General features: G+C 39.0%; 13 protein-coding genes. 8 read left to right on the top strand and 5 right to left on the bottom strand.

Going from position 1 to position 16,430, the window contains the following annotated elements:
• Positions 1 to 16 precede the first annotated feature (16 nt).
• Complete coding sequence (gene clpB, locus F936_RS13545) at positions 17 to 2,596, top strand: ATP-dependent chaperone ClpB (protein WP_005048126.1); 2,580 nt, start codon at positions 17 to 19, stop codon at positions 2,594 to 2,596.
• 50 nt (positions 2,597 to 2,646) lie between these two features.
• On the opposite strand, the gene F936_RS13540 is transcribed toward clpB, so the two are convergent.
• Positions 2,647 to 3,141 carry a CinA family protein gene (locus F936_RS13540; protein ID WP_005048123.1) on the bottom strand — a complete coding sequence of 165 codons (495 nt, stop codon included), beginning with the start codon at positions 3,139 to 3,141 and terminating at the stop codon, positions 2,647 to 2,649.
• Between the two features lie 271 nt (positions 3,142 to 3,412).
• On the opposite strand from F936_RS13540, the gene F936_RS13535 reads away from it, so the two are divergent.
• Positions 3,413 to 3,829 carry a hypothetical protein gene (locus F936_RS13535; protein WP_005048120.1) on the top strand — a complete coding sequence of 139 codons (417 nt, stop codon included), beginning with the start codon at positions 3,413 to 3,415 and terminating at the stop codon, positions 3,827 to 3,829.
• Between the two features lie 18 nt (positions 3,830 to 3,847).
• Here the strand turns inward: F936_RS13535 and rlmKL are convergent, their stop codons facing one another.
• Positions 3,848 to 6,058 (bottom strand): bifunctional 23S rRNA (guanine(2069)-N(7))-methyltransferase RlmK/23S rRNA (guanine(2445)-N(2))-methyltransferase RlmL, encoded by a 2,211-nt coding sequence (gene rlmKL / locus F936_RS13530; protein ID WP_005048117.1) that lies wholly within the window; start codon positions 6,056 to 6,058, stop codon positions 3,848 to 3,850.
• A 239-nt stretch (positions 6,059 to 6,297) separates the two neighbouring features.
• Between rlmKL and F936_RS13525 the strand changes: the two genes are divergently transcribed.
• The 5 genes from F936_RS13525 (at position 6,298) to F936_RS13505 (ending at position 11,549) form a co-directional block, all read left to right on the top strand.
• Positions 6,298 to 6,642, top strand: a complete 345-nt coding sequence (locus F936_RS13525) for a hypothetical protein (RefSeq protein ID WP_005048115.1) — start codon at positions 6,298 to 6,300, stop codon at positions 6,640 to 6,642.
• 124 nt (positions 6,643 to 6,766) lie between these two features.
• Positions 6,767 to 7,783: an aspartate carbamoyltransferase catalytic subunit gene (locus F936_RS13520; protein WP_003652674.1), complete on the top strand. Its 1,017-nt coding sequence runs from the start codon at positions 6,767 to 6,769 to the stop codon at positions 7,781 to 7,783.
• 12 nt (positions 7,784 to 7,795) lie between these two features.
• A complete protein-coding gene (locus tag F936_RS13515) occupies positions 7,796 to 9,031 on the top strand; it encodes a dihydroorotase (RefSeq protein ID WP_005048114.1) in 1,236 nt (411 codons plus the stop codon).
• 213 nt (positions 9,032 to 9,244) lie between these two features.
• Entirely contained in the window at positions 9,245 to 10,666 is a 1,422-nt protein-coding gene (locus F936_RS13510) for an OmpA family protein (RefSeq protein ID WP_005048112.1), read from the top strand.
• A 103-nt stretch (positions 10,667 to 10,769) separates the two neighbouring features.
• Positions 10,770 to 11,549: a Rossmann-like and DUF2520 domain-containing protein gene (locus F936_RS13505; protein ID WP_005048109.1), complete on the top strand. Its 780-nt coding sequence runs from the start codon at positions 10,770 to 10,772 to the stop codon at positions 11,547 to 11,549.
• A 14-nt stretch (positions 11,550 to 11,563) separates the two neighbouring features.
• On the opposite strand, the gene F936_RS13500 is transcribed toward F936_RS13505, so the two are convergent.
• The 3 genes from F936_RS13500 to trmB form a co-directional block, all read right to left on the bottom strand.
• Positions 11,564 to 12,190, bottom strand: a complete 627-nt coding sequence (locus F936_RS13500; protein WP_005048107.1) for a glutathione S-transferase family protein — start codon at positions 12,188 to 12,190, stop codon at positions 11,564 to 11,566.
• A 301-nt stretch (positions 12,191 to 12,491) separates the two neighbouring features.
• On the bottom strand, positions 12,492 to 12,866 hold the full coding sequence (locus F936_RS13495) for a hypothetical protein (RefSeq protein ID WP_005048105.1): 375 nt from the start codon (positions 12,864 to 12,866) through the stop codon (positions 12,492 to 12,494).
• Positions 12,867 to 13,036: 170 nt separating this feature from the next.
• Positions 13,037 to 13,753, bottom strand: a complete 717-nt coding sequence (gene trmB / locus F936_RS13490) for a tRNA (guanosine(46)-N7)-methyltransferase TrmB (protein ID WP_004642023.1) — start codon at positions 13,751 to 13,753, stop codon at positions 13,037 to 13,039.
• A gap of 145 nt (positions 13,754 to 13,898) precedes the next feature.
• On the opposite strand from trmB, the gene F936_RS13485 reads away from it, so the two are divergent.
• A complete protein-coding gene (locus tag F936_RS13485; RefSeq protein WP_005048102.1) occupies positions 13,899 to 16,337 on the top strand; it encodes an ExeM/NucH family extracellular endonuclease in 2,439 nt (812 codons plus the stop codon).
• The last annotated feature ends 93 nt before the right edge of the window (positions 16,338 to 16,430 follow it).

The raw sequence follows: 16,430 nt of genomic DNA, 5'->3' as shown, positions 1-16,430 counted from the left end.
GTGAGGAATAACAAGAATGCGTTTTGAAAAATTTACAAACCGCTTGCAGCAAGCCCTTTCAGATGCTCAATCTTTAGCGATGGGTAAAGACCATACCGCGATCGCAGGTATTCATATTTTGTCTACCCTATTAGGAGAGCCATCAAATATTAGTTTGTTGCAACAAGCAGGTGCTCGGTTACCTGAACTTAAACAAAAGCTTGAGCAAGCTATAAAAGATGCTCCGACTATTGCGAATCCGACTGGAGATGTCAATTTAAACCCTGAAGCCGTTAAAGCGCTTAATCTGGCAGATAGATATGCGCAAAAAGCAGGTGACGAATTTTTGTCAACTGATTGGGTTCTATTAGGCTTAGCAGAGACAGGCGAAACTAAAAATATTTTAAGTGCCGTAGGTGTAACTCCTGACAGCTTACGTAAAGTTATTGAACATATTCGAGGTAGTGACAAAGTCATGAGTAATAATCACGAAGATCAACGTGACTCACTTAATAAATATACGATTGATTTAACTGAACGTGCTTTAGCGGGAAAACTTGATCCGGTTATTGGGCGTGATGATGAAATCCGCCGTACTATTCAGGTCTTATCACGTCGTACAAAAAACAACCCTGTACTCATTGGTGAGCCGGGTGTTGGTAAAACCGCTATTGTTGAAGGTTTGGCGCAGCGTATTGTAAATGGTGAAGTACCAGAAGGCTTAAAAAGCAAACGAGTTTTATCATTAGATTTAGGTTCATTACTGGCTGGTGCTAAATATCGTGGCGAGTTTGAAGAACGTTTAAAAGCTGTTTTAAAAGATTTGGCTAAACACGAAGGCGAAATCATCCTGTTTATTGACGAGCTACATACGCTTGTAGGCGCAGGTAAGGGTGATGGCGCAATGGATGCAGGGAACATGTTAAAACCTGCATTGGCGCGCGGTGAGTTGCGCTGTGTGGGCGCAACAACCTTAGATGAGTATCGCCAATATATTGAAAAAGATGCAGCTTTAGAACGTCGCTTCCAAAAAGTATTGGTTGATGAGCCAAGTGTTGAAGATACCATTGCGATTTTGCGTGGTCTAAAAGAGAAATATGCCACTCACCATGGCGTACAGATTTTAGACTCAGCGATTATTGCTGCCGCAAAAATGTCTCATCGTTATATTACAGATCGTCAATTACCAGACAAAGCAATTGACTTGATTGATGAAGCAGCTTCTCGTATTAAGATGGAAATTGACTCTAAACCAGAAGCGCTTGATAAGCTCGACCGCCGTTTAATCCAGTTGAAAATGCAATTGGAAGCTGTAAAAAAAGATGAAGATGTAGGCAGTAAAGCCGAAGTCGCTCATCTTGAAAAACAGATTGCTGAAGTCGAGAAAGAATACAATGATCTTGAAGAAATCTGGAAATCTGAGAAGACTCTTGTAGAAGGCACTAAACAAGCTCAGGTTGAACTTGATAAAGCGCGTATTGCTTTTGAAAAGGCTCAGCGTGAGGGTGATTTAGCTGAAGCAGCACGTTTACAGTATGGTGTGATTCCAGAGCTTCAAAAACAACTTGAGCAAGATGAAGTTGCAGAAGAGAACGAAGAGCCAAAACTTATTCGTACTAAAGTAACTGAAAATGAAATTGCTGAAGTCGTGAGTGCAGCAACAGGAATTCCAGTTGCTAAAATGCTGCAAGGCGAGCGTGAAAAACTACTCAATATGGAAGGCTTTTTACATGACCGCGTTGTAGGGCAAGATGAAGCCGTTGTTGCTGTATCGAATGCGGTTCGTCGTTCGCGTGCAGGGTTGTCTGATCCGAATCGTCCAAGTGGTTCATTCTTATTCTTGGGTCCAACAGGTGTTGGTAAAACCGAGTTAACAAAAGCACTGGCGAACTTCTTGTTTGACAGTGATGACGCCATGATTCGTATCGACATGAGTGAATTCATGGAGAAACATTCGGTTAGCCGTTTGGTGGGTGCACCTCCGGGTTATGTGGGTTATGAAGAAGGCGGTGTTTTAACTGAAGCTGTTCGCCGTAAACCATATAGTGTGGTGTTGTTTGATGAGGTTGAAAAAGCGCATCCTGATGTATTCAATATCTTGTTACAAGTATTGGATGATGGACGCTTAACAGACTCACAAGGCCGAGTAGTCGACTTTAAAAACACGGTTATTGTGATGACATCGAACTTGGGTTCACAAGATGTACGTGAGCTAGGTGAGGGGGCAACTGACGATGAAGTGCGTACCATTGTAATGAATGCGGTAAGTCAGCATTTCCGTCCGGAATTTATTAACCGGATTGATGAGCTTGTGATTTTCCATTCACTCAAGAAAGCACAAATTCGTGGTATTGCCGATATTCAGTTGGATCGATTACGTTCACGACTTGTTGATCGTGATATGAGTTTAACTGTAGATGATACTGCCTTTGATTTATTGATTGATGCTGGTTTCGACCCTGTATATGGTGCTCGTCCGTTAAAACGTGCGATTCAACAACAGATTGAAAACACATTAGCTCAAAAAATCTTGTCGGGTGATTTTGTCGCAGGTGATACCATTTTAGTTAAAGGTGAAAATGGTCACTTAGTCTTTGATAAAATGAAACTCAGCTAAGCTTTTTCTGCTAAAACCGAAAAGAGAATATGGAAACATATTCTCTTTTTTTATGGTGAGGCTGTTTGTGTTGTTGATGTGAGTAAAGCAATTAAGGCATCTGAAATTTTCTGAGTTAATGTTTTTAATTTTTGTTCGGGGTGGCCCGATAAAAAATAATGGTAATGATAAATACGGTCTTGGTAATAAATACACATAAAAAAAGTACCTACAGGTTTTTCTGCGGTTTCACTTCCTCCAGATTTTAATAGACCAGTACAACTTACAATAAGGTCTGCTTGTTGAAATAACTGTTGGCCCAGTTTGCACATTTCCTCAGTAACTTGTGGTGACTCTGCTGTGTAAGTCTCTATTAACTTTGGGTCGATATTTAAAATACTAACTTTAATGCTAGGGTCATAACTCACTAAACCACCCAGTAAAATGTCTGCACCGCTATTTTTATGAATGGAAAATTGACTAGTTAAATAACCCGAACTGGCACTTTCAATAAAGGCAATTTTAAGTTGACGAGTTTCTAATATTTGGCAGCAGTGCTGAAGCATTATTTCACCTCGGATGGTGTTTATTTATAAATAAAATCAATTTACAGATAAATTATAAAATCACAGTAAGGGATTTAAGGGTGTGGTTCAAGTCTGAGATAAGAATCTATAAAACTACTGGAATATTCACAAAATGCTCGTGAAAAAAATCAGGTTTTAAAATGATCAATGTTAATTGTCGGGAAGTTTGTTTATAACATTGCGACATGCTTAAAAAATTGTTAATTTTGTTCGATATAACAAACAATAACAATTTTTTAGGATGAATGAAATGAACAATAAGCAAGGGTATATGCTGGGAATTTTGAGCGGTATATCTGTATTATTATCAAATACATGGGCTGCACAACCAATGTCGGAAAGTGCGCTTGCAACTCAAACAGGAGCGATAACCACGTCTTTACCCGTCATTATTGCGAAAGCTCAGGACGATGCAAAAAAAACTGCGATAGAACAACAACAAGTACGTCAGGCGTTAGGAGATAACTATTTACAGCAAGTTCGATGGGATGCGCTTAGAACTAGCGTACTTTCGCCTTATCAAGAACAAAAACAAAATCATGTTATTGATAGTAAAGAAAAGAAGAGGTTAGAAATGATTGCGCTACCGGAAAGAGCAGACCGATTTACCAAATATGATTTTGAGTCAAAAAATGCTCATGGCGAGGTTATTATTACCGTGAAGTAATAATAACCTCTAATTTCATTAATATTGATCTAGAGCAGGGTGCTGAATTTTCCACGCTCGGTGGATTTTTTGATTACGTTTAAAATCAAGGCCAATTGTTTCAGAAGTGATTTCTTCAACCTGAAAAATAGCTTCAATTTCTTCGTCCATCTCAAAACCACGATAGTTATTCGAGAAGTAGAGCGTACCTTCACTGTGCAAACGGTTCATTGCACGTTTAATGAGTGAGATATGGTCACGTTGTACATCGAATGTACCATAGAATTTTTTCGAGTTTGAGAATGTTGGTGGGTCAATAAAAATAAGGTCGTATTGTTCATGACCTTCTTTCAACCACTCAAAACAGTCACTGGCAAAGAACATGTGTTGTTCATCTGCATGATCTACAGTTAAGCCATTTAAAACGAAGTTTTCTTTTGACCAGTTTAAGTAAGTGTTAGATAAATCTACACTTGTCGTACTTGCAGCGCCGCCAAGTGCAGCATGTAAGCTTGCAGTAGACGTATAACTATATAAGTTCAAGAAGTGTTTACCACGTGCTTCTTGAGCAATACGTAAACGCATTTGACGGTGGTCAAGGAATAAACCTGTATCTAGGTAATCAGTCAGGTTAACCAAAATTTTAGCTTTACCTTCTTGCACAATAAAACGTTTTGAAGCTGTACTTTGTTTCGTATATTGAGTTGTACCAGTTTGGCGTGCACGTGTCTTAATAAAGATGGCATCGCGGTTTAAACCAGTAACAGCACGAATTGCAGCAAGCGCTAAATTAAAACGTTTTTTAGCTTTTTCTGGATCGATTGTTTTTGGTGGAGCGTATTCCTGAACGTGTAAACGGTCACCATATAAGTCAACAGCAACATTAAAGTCAGGTAAGTCTGCATCATACAAACGTAAGCAATAGATATTTTCTTTAGTTGCCCATTTTTTCAAGGCTGTCATATTTTTTTGCAAACGGTTAGCGAAGTCTTGTGCTTCTTCCATTTCAATAGGTTGGGCTTGCCAATTCGCTAAAAATGGTTGACTCACTTTTTCTGGTTTGATTACACCGAAACGAATATAAATTGGCAACTTACCATTCATTAAACGTAAAGTTTCAGGTGCTTCAAATGCTAAAACATCGGATTGTTCAATTTGAGCTGCAATAATTGCTGCATATTGATTTGGGAAATGTTTTTGTAAAAGCGCTGATAAACCTAGATATAGAGAACGGTTTGAAGCTTTTTCACCTAAACGTTCACCATAAGGTGGGTTAGTCACAATAAATGCAGTTTTACCTTCAGCAGCAAAATCTGGCCAGTCAGCTAAAGTACGCTCTTCGATCTGAATCTGACCTAATAAATTTTCAAAGCCTGCCGCAATAATATTTTCACGGGTTGCTTTAATTGCTTCCCAGTCTGCATCGTAGGCATAAAATTTAGGTAGAGGTAATTCAAGTGCCTTTTCGTGACGCTCTGCTGCTTCTGCTTTAAGTGAAAGCCAAAGTTCGCGGTCATGACCATGCCAGCCATTAAATCCAAAACGACGAACAAGTCCTGGTGCACGGTCAGTTAAAATCATCAATGCTTCAATGATAAATGTGCCTGAACCACACATTGGATCAAACACAATCTCTGGATTACGCTGTTTGAGCTGAGCTTTTTGTAAAATTGCCGCAGCAAGATTTTCTTTAATTGGTGCATCCGTCATAAAACGACGATAGCCACGTTTATGGAGCGAATCACCTGATAAATCTAGACAGTAGGTATGTTCAGTTTTACCTGCTAAAGCATAGATCGTAATTTCTGGTTGTTTGGTGTCAATGCTAGGACGGCGGCCTACAGCTTCCATAAAGGAATCAACAACGCCATCTTTTACACGCAGAGTAGCAAATTGCGAATTGACCATGATTTCACGTTCGGCATGTAAGCGGATTGCGAAAGTACTTTGTGGTGCAAAAATAAGTGACCAATCAAAGCTCATCGCGCCTTCATAGAGCTCTTCTGCTACATCACGTGCATCATGCGTAAATTCAAGTTCATAAGTATGAATAGGAAGTAAAACACGAGAAGCGAGACGTGACCACATACAAATGCGGTAAGCTTGTTCAAGCGTCCCTTCAATGATTAAACGTCCTGCTTTACGTTCTGTCACTTTGGTGCCAAGTTGTTCTATTTCTTCTTGTAAGAGGGGTTCTAAACCATCAGCACAAGTAATCCAATAGTGGTTTAAACGTAAAGAGGTATTCATAAACTCGATTGACCAAAACATATAAATATTAACGATGCAAAGTTTAACGTATTTTGATGTCTAAAGGTTTTTAAATTATTGCAACCTATCATTTAGCAACCAATAAACTGATTTTTAATGAGTAATACCTTGAAATTGGTATGTATTTTGCTAGACCAATATTATTGATGGTTATTTATTTAACAGACATAGTCGGTTTTTAACCATTTTTATAATTTTAATGGATGGGGACGTTATAAATGAAAGACATGATCGGGAATAGTTTTATCACTAATGCAGATGCTTTCTCTGTGGCTACACAAATATATGTACGTATGCGTAGGGTGACTGGGCGGGTAATAGATGCAATGTACGTGATTCAAAATAAAGATTATGCAAAATATGTAATTACGGTAGCGTTAGAAACAGAAGATGACGAATTAAAACGATGCGTTGAGCGATTAAGATCGTTGGTTGATGCAATACCGGAGCCTTCTCAAAAAGAAAAACTTGCTGATGTTAAAGTCGATGAAGATTCAGAAATCACCGCCGAAGACATTTATCGGGCACAGGTTCCACACCATTATATAGGTGCATTGAGATAGTCCAGATCACGGTCCTAAATTTTCTGGTCAATTTAGGGCCTTATTCTGTAAAGTTCTTCTGCGAAAAGAGCGGAATTCAGCTACACTATGCACGTTTTCGCGATTCGACCCATAGGAATCCATTATGCATATTGCAGCGTTGCATCAACCGAGCCAGGTTCAGCTCAATCAAGACGGAAATTTAAAACATTTTTTAACGATTGAGGGACTTTCAAAAGAAAACCTCACTAAGATTTTAGATACCGCACAAAGCTTTTTAGATGATAATAATAATTTAATTAACCGTCCGCTCTTAGAGGGATTGACGGTTATGAATCTTTTCTTTGAAAATTCCACCCGTACTCGCACTACTTTTGAAGCAGCAGCAAAACGTTTGTCTGCAAATGTACTGAATATTGATATTGCACGTTCAAGTACATCAAAAGGTGAAACGCTACGAGATACGCTCTGGAACCTTGAAGCAATGGCTGCCGATATTTTTGTTGTACGCCATTCATCTTCGGGTGCTGCACATTTCATTGCCAAAGATGTGTGTCCAAAGGTCGCGATTATTAATGCTGGAGATGGACGTCATGCCCATCCAACGCAAGCGATGCTCGATATGCTTACCATTCGCCGTGAAACAAAAAAACCGTTTGAAGAGTTGAGCGTTGCCATTATTGGTGATATTAAACACTCTCGTGTAGCACGTTCGGATGTTGCAGCATTACAAACACTAGGATGTAAAGATATTCGTGTGATTGCACCGAATACATTATTACCAGTGGGCTTTTCAGAATATGGCGAGCATGTCCGCTTGTTTAATAACATGGATGCAGGGATCGCAGATTGTGATGTGATTATTGCTCTACGTATTCAAAATGAGCGTATTGATTCTCCAGCATTATCTTCACAGTCTGAATTTTACAGAATGTATGGCCTAAACAAAGAGCGTCTTGGTTTAGCTAAACCGGACTGTATTGTAATGCATCCGGGGCCAATGAATCGTGGTGTAGAAATTGATTCAAGTGTGGCGGATGGAGACCAGTCGGTTATTCTGAAACAAGTAACCAACGGTATTGCAGTTCGTATGGCTGTGTTGGCGTTGTCAATGCAAGGCCAACTCCAAGAGCAAGGCTTAATTGAAGCGATTACGTTGTAAGGAATGGATCACATGAGTATTGTAAAAATTGAAAATGTACGTGTGTTAGACCCAATCCAGAAAACAGACAACGTACAAACTGTATATATTCAAAATGGCAAGCTGGTTGCTCCAGTAGAGCAAGTTGAACAAACCATCGATGGTCAAGGCAAATGGTTAATGCCAACCATGGTTGATTTGTGCGCGCGTTTACGTGAGCCTGGTCAACAGCAACACGGGACACTTAAATCTGAAGGGAAGGCGGCACGTGCTAATGGCATTTTGCATGTCATTACTCCACCAGACTCAAAGCCGATTGTACAAGACAACGGTGCCCTCATTCATGGCTTGATTGAGAAGGCATGGCTTGATGGTGGCATTCACATGCATATTATTGGTGCTCAAACTCAAGGCTTAAATGGTAAACAACCTGCAAATATGGCAGGTCTGAAAAAGGGCGGTTGTACTGCTGTTTCAAATGCCAACGCCGCTTTTGAAAATGATGATGTGGTTATTCGTACCTTAGAATATGCAGCAGGTCTTGGCTTAACGGTTGTGTTCTATGCCGAAGAACCACAGATTGCTAAAGATGGATGTACACACGAAGGCTTTATTGCTTCTCGCCAAGGTTTGCCGATGATTCCGGCACTTGCTGAAACTGTAGCAATTGCAAAATATTTGCTTATGATTGAAGCAACTGGCGTAAAAGCTCACTTTGGTTTGTTGTCTTGTGGTGCATCGGTTGAATTAATCCGTGCTGCAAAAGCAAAAGGCTTACCTGTGACTGCTGATGTTGCAATGCATCAGTTACATTTAACTGAACACTTAACAGACGGTTTCAATTCACTTGCACACGTTCGCCCACCATTGCGTTCTGAGCAAGATAAAGAAATTTTACGTCAAGGCTTAAAAGAAGGCGTAATTGATGCAATTTGTACGCACCATGAGCCTTTAAGCAGTTCGGCAAAAATGGCGCCATTTGCTGAAACTCAGCCGGGCATTACAGCTTTTGATACCTATGTATCGTTAGGGATTCAACTCATTAATGAAGGTTTATTTGAACCTCTAGAATGGGTTGCTAAAGTAACCAGCGTGCCAGCGCAGGTTGCGAATATGACCGCGCGTTGGGAAAATGAAGCTGGATGGGTATTGGTAGATCCTGCTTTAAGCTGGACAGTAAGCAAAGACACAATTTTATCGCAAGGGAAAAATACCCCATTACTGGGTCAAAACCTAACGGGTAAAGTGCTGCAAACTTTTGCTAACTGATAAAGTACTTAGTTAAAGTAAATTTAAAATATAAACAGGTAGATCAATAAGATCTACCTGTTTTGTAAATACTAGATGGAAAATTGTATATAAATTATATAAAAAACAATAAAAGATTCTAGGCAGATTAGAATAAAAAACTATCAGCAAAGAAGAACTATTTGAATAATCAAAAGTTGCTGGTTACGACGTATAAATTCGGGAGAATAACCAATGTCGATAAACCCTATAGAATTGCTTAAAGAAAAAGTATCTTCAATATTATTAGATGAACAGGATGGATACCTAGGCGAAAAATCAAATGCTTTATCTAAGTTTTATCCAATTTTACTTTCATTATTAGCTGCTAAACCTGATCTTATCGGACAATTGAAAAATAGTCTGGCTCCATCGTTATCCGATCTTTTTTCTCATAATGATCAAATCAAGAATACCGTGCTTACTCATTTAAGCGGTACAGCACCAAATAATGAAATTGAAAGCACACTCAACAGTGCAATTAAACCGAGTCTTACTGCAATTTCAGATGTTGCTGGAAATGACCAGCAAAGCATTGTGAATTACTTGCGCCAGCATGCAGAAACAATTCGTTCATATTTACCTGCATGGGCAGTGGGTCTATTAGCACCTTTAGGTGTTGGTGCAGGCTTATCTTCGGTTACACATTCAACTTCAACAGCTCCACCATTAGCGGCAGCCAGCGAAAAAATGGGTAAATCTCGTGGGTTATTACCTATTATTGCATTAATTATTCTAGGTCTTTTAATTGCTTGGTTATGGCGTTCTTGCCAGCATAAAGAAGCTGTACCAGCATCAGAATCATCGGCTGCAAGTGGTGTTGAAGCTGCCGCTGCACCAGCTAGTTTAACTTTAAGTACAGATGATAAAGGGGCAGTGAGTCAGTGTCAGGCTGGGATTGGCGACCAAGGCTTCTTGGCAACGCTACAAACAAACGTTAAAAAGGTTTTTTCGACAACTCAAGATTGTAATGTGGATACAAGCCAAACTTATGCGGCTTCATTTACAGACAAAGATGCACTTGCTGGTGTATTAGGTGCATTAAAAGGTGTGCCAAATGCATCTTTAGAATGGGTGGGTGATAAAATTACTTTGAAAGCGGGTGATGCAGCAGCATTAGAAGCTTTAACTGCAAAAGTAAAAGCATTGGTGCCACATACTGAGGTTGTAGCCGCAGCACCAGTAACAGCTGAACAATCTGTGAGCAATAGCTTGAGTGCATCACAAACTGCTCTAACAGCAATTGATCCGAACAACGTCGATGTAAATGCTTTGGTGAAAGCCCTTAACTTGCAAATTATTAATTTTGCGAGTGGTTCAAGTGACATCCCTGCGGATAACAAAGCTATTCTTGATCAAGCTGTAACACTTTTAAATAAAGTTTCTGGAGTGAAATTAAATGTTGGCGGTCATACTGACTCAACTGGTAATGCAGCTTCAAATAAAGCTTTGTCTCAACGCCGTGCACAAGCCGTAGTAGATTATTTAACATCTAAAGGTGTAGACGCATCTAAATTAGTTGCACAAGGTCATGGTTCTGATCAACCAGTTGCTGAAAATACAACTGATGAAGGACGTTTCAAAAACCGCCGTATCGAATTTTCAGTAGCTCAATAATGAAATAATTTATGAAAAATTATTGATTTTATTCATTTTGATTTGAAAAAAGCTTCTCATTTTGAGAAGCTTTTTTCATAGAGATAAATATTGTTGGGTTAATATGAAAATCAGTTTGATAGGAAGTGGACGAGTTGCCTTTCATTTGGCACAGGCTTTATTGGCTCAAGGTCATAACATCGTACAAGTCTATGCACGTGATTTTGATAAAACCCAAAAATTTGCAGAGAAAATTCAAGCAAAAGCATGTCAGTCTTTACAGCAATTTCAATCGACCGATCTCATCATTCTAGCAGTTTCAGATAGTGCAATTGCAGAGCTTGTAAAACAGGTTCATGAATTATTTCCTGAAACTCTTATGGTTCACACCTCGGGTAGTACAGATATTGAAGTCATCAGTCATGTGCATGATAAAGCCGGGGTGTTTTATCCATTACAAACATTTAGCTTTGAAAGAGATGTTGACTGGTCTGCAACACCATTGTTTGTTGAAGCGTTAGCAGATGTCGACCAGAAACTACTTTCTGATTTAGCAAATAGCCTAAGCAGTCGAGTATATCAATATACCTCGAAACAGCGATTAACTTTACATTTAGCGGCTGTGTTTGCTTGTAACTTTAGTAACTACTGTTTTGATATGGCAAAGCAGATAGTGGATGCAGAGCAAGTCGACTTTAGTTTGCTTTACCCTTTAATGATAGAAACAGCCAAGAAAGCCACTGAAAATGATCCAATGCAAATGCAAACAGGGCCTGCAATGCGAGGTGATCAGAACATTTTGGCAATGCATCAAAATCTATTAGCTCAAGCAAATCGAGATGATTTAAAAGAGGCTTATCAACTTTTAAGTGATGGCATCTTACAACGCCATCACTCGGACTAAAGCTTATTTAAAAATTAAGGTTCGCCGTTATTTCCCCATTTTAAAAAGCCTGCACGTTGATTTAAACGTTCAAAATATTGGTCAACATGGTTAAGCGTTGGATGGTCAAAAGGAGTGGCCTTCCAGCGTTGTACAGACAGACCAATTGGAATATCGGCTAAGCTAAATTGTGAACCTGCAACATAGGCTTGAGTTTTTGCAAGTTGTTGATCAAGCATTTGCATATGACGATTCCACTTATCAATACCTTGTTGTAATAAGTTTGGGTCTTGATGATCTGGTGAATGTCTAAGCAGAGACATAATGGTATAAGTCCAGCTGTTATTCAGCTCTATCGCTTGCCAATCAAGCCACTGGTCTACAAAAAATCTTTCTTTCGCTTGTGTAGGGTAAAGCAGATGCTCTTTGTCATAAGCATTTGCTAGATAACGGATAATACTATTGGACTGCCAAAGTACTAAATCACCATCTAAAACAACAGGAATTTGTCCATTGGGGTTTAATTGTAGAAATTCAGGAGATTGTGTTGAAAGAACGCCTCTTCCCCAATCTTCTCTTTCATATTCAAGATTTAATTCTTCGCAGAGCCACAAGACTTTACGAACATTAATTGAGTTATCGCGCCCTAAGATTTTTAGCATATTATTTTCTGACTTTCGTGAGTTTAAGTAATTAGTTAGTGAAGTGTTCATTTCTATATTTTTAACATGATTTATGAATATTAATAAGTCTAGAGATTAACTAAAGTGATATTTAAAGAAAACTATACTGCTTGTGAGCTTTTTGTTTTAGGGAGATATGTGAATAAAGGAAGATTCAATATACCTCAAGAGGGGAATGTTGTTACGTGAAAACAAAATGAATATTCGCTCGTTACCCTGTCTGCATCTGCTTTTAGCAGGCAATAAAAAACCGCATCTCGGCGGTTTTTTAAATTTTGGTTTATCTACATTGGTTCTCTGGTTGGTCTAATTGCTCACGCAACCATTCAGAATCCTCTTGCAGGCTCTCTTTAGTATATCCCATTGTTCGAATCTCTTCTGAGGCTGCTTCATATTCTTTAAATCTACTTAAGATAAAGTCATAAAGTTCAATATTTTCTTTCCATCCTTTACAATCTAGAGCTTTGAGTTTATTAGACCTAACTAGATCTTCTTGCTCAGTTTTTTCCTCTGTGGAAATCACTTGATTTCTGTTCGATTGTGTTTGGATGTATCGCTCCATTAATTTGTAATATTTAAGTTCAAAGTCTTCTTGAGTTGAGGCAAAGCAGCTACTTGATACAATTATACAAATTAGAAATGCGAAAAGCTTCATTGTTGTTTTCTGTCTAGTTAAAATGGTGGTTACTATTATATTTATATACCTAATAATTCAAAGGTTTTTTCATTTAACTCTTTAAGTTTAGCTGATGTTTAATCCCGCTTATTAAACGGATTGGTTTTAAAATAAAAGGCTTAGATTTTGTTCTAAGCCTTTTTTATTAGTTACTTAATCTTTTTAAAGATAAAGTCATTAATTTTATGACCAGACTCAATGCCACGGCGTTCAAACTTAGTCACTGGGCGCCAATCTGGACGAGGGTAGCTATTGCCTTTACCTGCCAAGTTTTCAAGATCTGGACGGTTGTCTAATACATCTAGCATCCATTCTGCATACGGTTCCCAATCTGTTGCAGCATGGAATGTACCTCCAAGCTCAAGCTTTTGTTCAACCAATGGCATACGCTCATGAGCAACAAAACGACGTTTAAAATGACGTTTCTTTTGCCAAGGATCTGGGAAGTAAAGTTGTACGCAGTTAATGCTGTTGTCTGGCATTTCACGTAAAACCTGAATTGCATCTGCATCAAGTACACGTAAGTTTTTAACTTCTGCTATACCAGCTTCATAAAGACACTGAGCAATACCAGGTACATGGACTTCAATACCCACATAGTTGCGTTCAGGGTTCGCTTTTGCCATAAGAACTAACGAACGACCCATACCAAAACCGATTTCAACAGTTAAAGGGCGCTCTGGATGTTCGAAGTGTTGACGTAAGTCGCCAACAGGATATTCCAAAATTAAATCGCGATGTTGTTCTAATGCCGTGCGTTGAGACGTATTAAGTGGTGCTGAACGACGCATAAACGTCACAATTTCACGGTGTTCAGGCAAATTGTCTAAGTCTGCAATTTGCGTTTCTAACTGATCGATCGACATAACCTTGGCAATATTGAAATTCAAATGCGGTATTTTAAGTCTTCAGGTGATCAAGTCAAATGTTTCGGTGTTTTTCTTCATGTAGATGTCATGATCAATATTTACTCTAAGAGACTAATTAAAACTCATATGAACACTTTTACTCATGAAAACTTTTCAATTAAGAACACTTTCGGTCTTTTTAAGTGCATTAGGTGCATTTTCATATAGCTCAGTTGCTCAGGCACAGCTCATGTTTAGCCAATATGTTGATGGCAGCAGCAATAAAAAAGGTTTGGAAATTTATAATCCAGATGGCGCTACAGTTAATTTAGCTGATTATGAGATTCAACAATTTAATAATGGTGGAACAGCAAAGACAGTGGCTTTTCGTTTACAAGGGTCATTGGCGAGTAAGCAGAAGTTTTTAGTGGGCCGTTCAGAGTTGCAAACTGAGCTTGGAAGTAAAGTTAATCAGGTCGCTGCACTATCTTTTAATGGTGATGATGCAGTCATACTTGTTTATAAAGGTACACCTGTAGATCGTTTTGGTCGTATTGGTGAACGCCCAGCAGCGGGATGGGGGACGGCAATTTCAAGCTTGGGAAATAGTTTTAAGCGTATTGAAACAGAAAACCCAGCTTTAAGTGTTGATGCAACTGCAGCATTTGATTTGGACCATTCATGGTCGGCTTGGACAAACCGAAATGATTTTTCAAATTTATCGGGTTCTACAACTCAGCCTCCTGTTGAAACAGTTAGTTGTTCAAGTTCAGATACACCAATTGCAGACTTGGCGGCAGCAACTCAAGACCAGACTTATACTGTGCGTGGTGTGATTACAGCTGACTATCGTTATGCCAATGGTTTCTCTGGTTTTTATGTTCAAACGCCAGATACAAAAGCACGTGCAAATGTCAGTAATGCTATTTTTGTTTATATTCCAAATAGTAGTGCGGTAAAAGGTGGACAAGTTGGCGATGAAGTTATTTTACGTGGTCGTTTAACGTCTTATCAAAATCAGCTACAAATAGATCAATTACAACAAGATATTCAAACCTGTAATAGCAATATGGCAAATCAGGCTCAGCCGATTAGCCTCGAACTTCCGTTTGCTAGTTTAACGGGTGGCTCAATTAATTCACCGCAGCGTTATCAAGGTATGTTGGTTAAACTACCTCAGACTTTAACGGTGAGTGAGAACTATAATTACGGTCGTTATGGTGAGTTGTCGCTGAGTTTAGGCCGTTTATATATTCCAACCAATTTATATCCAGCGTTATCTCCTGAAGCCAAAGCTCTAGCTCAGAAAAACTTATTATCGAAAATTATTTTTGATGATGGTTATAACAACCAAAACCGTACGCCATGGTTACCAAGCAATTTTAGTGCTGCCAATACGCTACGTTCGGGTTATCAACTTAAAAATGCTGAAGGTATTTTAGAATACCGTTTTAATGGTTGGCGTGTTCAACCTGTGCTTGGGCGCAATCAACCTGAGGTTCTTACTCAACCAAACCCACGTCAAAGTGTCCTTACCAAAAATGCTAATCACATTCGTGTAGCTTCATTTAATGTTTTGAACTATGACAATGGCGCAACAGGTTTTCCGACAGAGCGTGGTGCGACGACACAAGCTGAGTTTGATAAACAGCATCGTAAAATTGTGAGTGCACTCAAAGCGATTGATGCCGATGTATACGGTTTGATGGAAATTGCCAACAATGGTTATGGCCCAGACAGTGCTATTGCTAATTTGACCAAAGCTTTAGGTAGCGATTGGAAATACGTCGTTCCTGAAAATCTAGACCGTTTAGGTGGTGATGCAATTGCTGTGGCTATTATTTATAACAGTAAGCGTGTTAAGCCTTTAAATAAGCCTGTTGTGCTTGATTTGGGCGACAAGAATCGAACAACATTGGCGCAAAGTTTCCAAGCAGTTCGAGGTAATAAGACTTTTACTGTTATTCCAAACCATCTTAAATCAAAAAGCTGTAGCGGGGTTGATGCTAGCTCTACTGATGCGGACCAAAAAGATGGTCAAGGCTGCTGGAATCCAACTCGTGTGAAAGCAGTTGATCAAATTGTGCAGTGGTTAGCGAAAAATCCAACTCAAGTGCCTAAGCAAAATGCTTTACTTGTAGGGGATATGAACAGTTATGCAAAAGAAGAACCTATTTTGTCGTTTGAAAAAGCGAACTATAAAGTTTTACTTAATGACATTAAGGTAGGTCAGGGCACTCAGGCATATAGTTATGTTTTTGGTGTTGCGAGTGATGCCAACGGTAATGGTGGAGCAGGTAACCTAGACCATGCAATTGCTGATGCAGCTTTATATCCAAAAGTAGTGAGAACCTTTGCATGGCATATTAATGCAGATGAACCAACGCTTTTAGACTACAACGAAGAATATAAAACCGATGAGCAAAAGGCATTGTTCTATGGTGAAGATGCTTATCGTTCTTCGGACCACGACCCTGTAATTGTCGATCTAGATTTAAATGGAAAAGACTCAAGCCATCCTGATGATGATAAGAAAAATGGTATTTTTGATTTCTTATCTGAATTAATGAACTGGCTTAGCCAGCTTTTTAAGCGTAATTAATGGAAAAATTGCGTGACGCAAATGTGTTTTATCATATTTTAAACAATCGTCACGCAAGACAACTTGCAAGGAATGACTTTTTCAAGAATATTA

The sequence above is a fragment of the Acinetobacter calcoaceticus DSM 30006 = CIP 81.8 genome, from assembly GCF_000368965.1.
In the GTDB taxonomy this organism is placed as follows: domain Bacteria; phylum Pseudomonadota; class Gammaproteobacteria; order Pseudomonadales; family Moraxellaceae; genus Acinetobacter; species Acinetobacter calcoaceticus.
Note: the sequence above shows the minus strand (reverse complement) of the source record. Positions and strands in the feature narration are given on the sequence as shown.

Excerpts from the sequence above, each read along its gene's own strand:
- F936_RS13535 (WP_005048120.1), top strand. The coding sequence starts at position 3,413 with ATGAACAATAAGCAAGGGTATATGCTGGGAATTTTGAGCGGTATATCT.
- F936_RS13515 (WP_005048114.1), top strand. The coding sequence starts at position 7,796 with ATGAGTATTGTAAAAATTGAAAATGTACGTGTGTTAGACCCAATCCAG.
- F936_RS13520 (WP_003652674.1), top strand. The coding sequence starts at position 6,767 with ATGCATATTGCAGCGTTGCATCAACCGAGCCAGGTTCAGCTCAATCAA.
- F936_RS13495 (WP_005048105.1), bottom strand. The coding sequence starts at position 12,866 with ATGAAGCTTTTCGCATTTCTAATTTGTATAATTGTATCAAGTAGCTGC.
- rlmKL (WP_005048117.1), bottom strand. The coding sequence starts at position 6,058 with ATGAATACCTCTTTACGTTTAAACCACTATTGGATTACTTGTGCTGAT.
- F936_RS13485 (WP_005048102.1), top strand. The coding sequence starts at position 13,899 with ATGAAAACTTTTCAATTAAGAACACTTTCGGTCTTTTTAAGTGCATTA.
- F936_RS13510 (WP_005048112.1), top strand. The coding sequence starts at position 9,245 with ATGTCGATAAACCCTATAGAATTGCTTAAAGAAAAAGTATCTTCAATA.
- F936_RS13540 (WP_005048123.1), bottom strand. The coding sequence starts at position 3,141 with ATGCTTCAGCACTGCTGCCAAATATTAGAAACTCGTCAACTTAAAATT.
- clpB (WP_005048126.1), top strand. The coding sequence starts at position 17 with ATGCGTTTTGAAAAATTTACAAACCGCTTGCAGCAAGCCCTTTCAGAT.
- trmB (WP_004642023.1), bottom strand. The coding sequence starts at position 13,753 with ATGTCGATCGATCAGTTAGAAACGCAAATTGCAGACTTAGACAATTTG.
- F936_RS13505 (WP_005048109.1), top strand. The coding sequence starts at position 10,770 with ATGAAAATCAGTTTGATAGGAAGTGGACGAGTTGCCTTTCATTTGGCA.
- F936_RS13500 (WP_005048107.1), bottom strand. The coding sequence starts at position 12,190 with ATGCTAAAAATCTTAGGGCGCGATAACTCAATTAATGTTCGTAAAGTC.
- F936_RS13525 (WP_005048115.1), top strand. The coding sequence starts at position 6,298 with ATGAAAGACATGATCGGGAATAGTTTTATCACTAATGCAGATGCTTTC.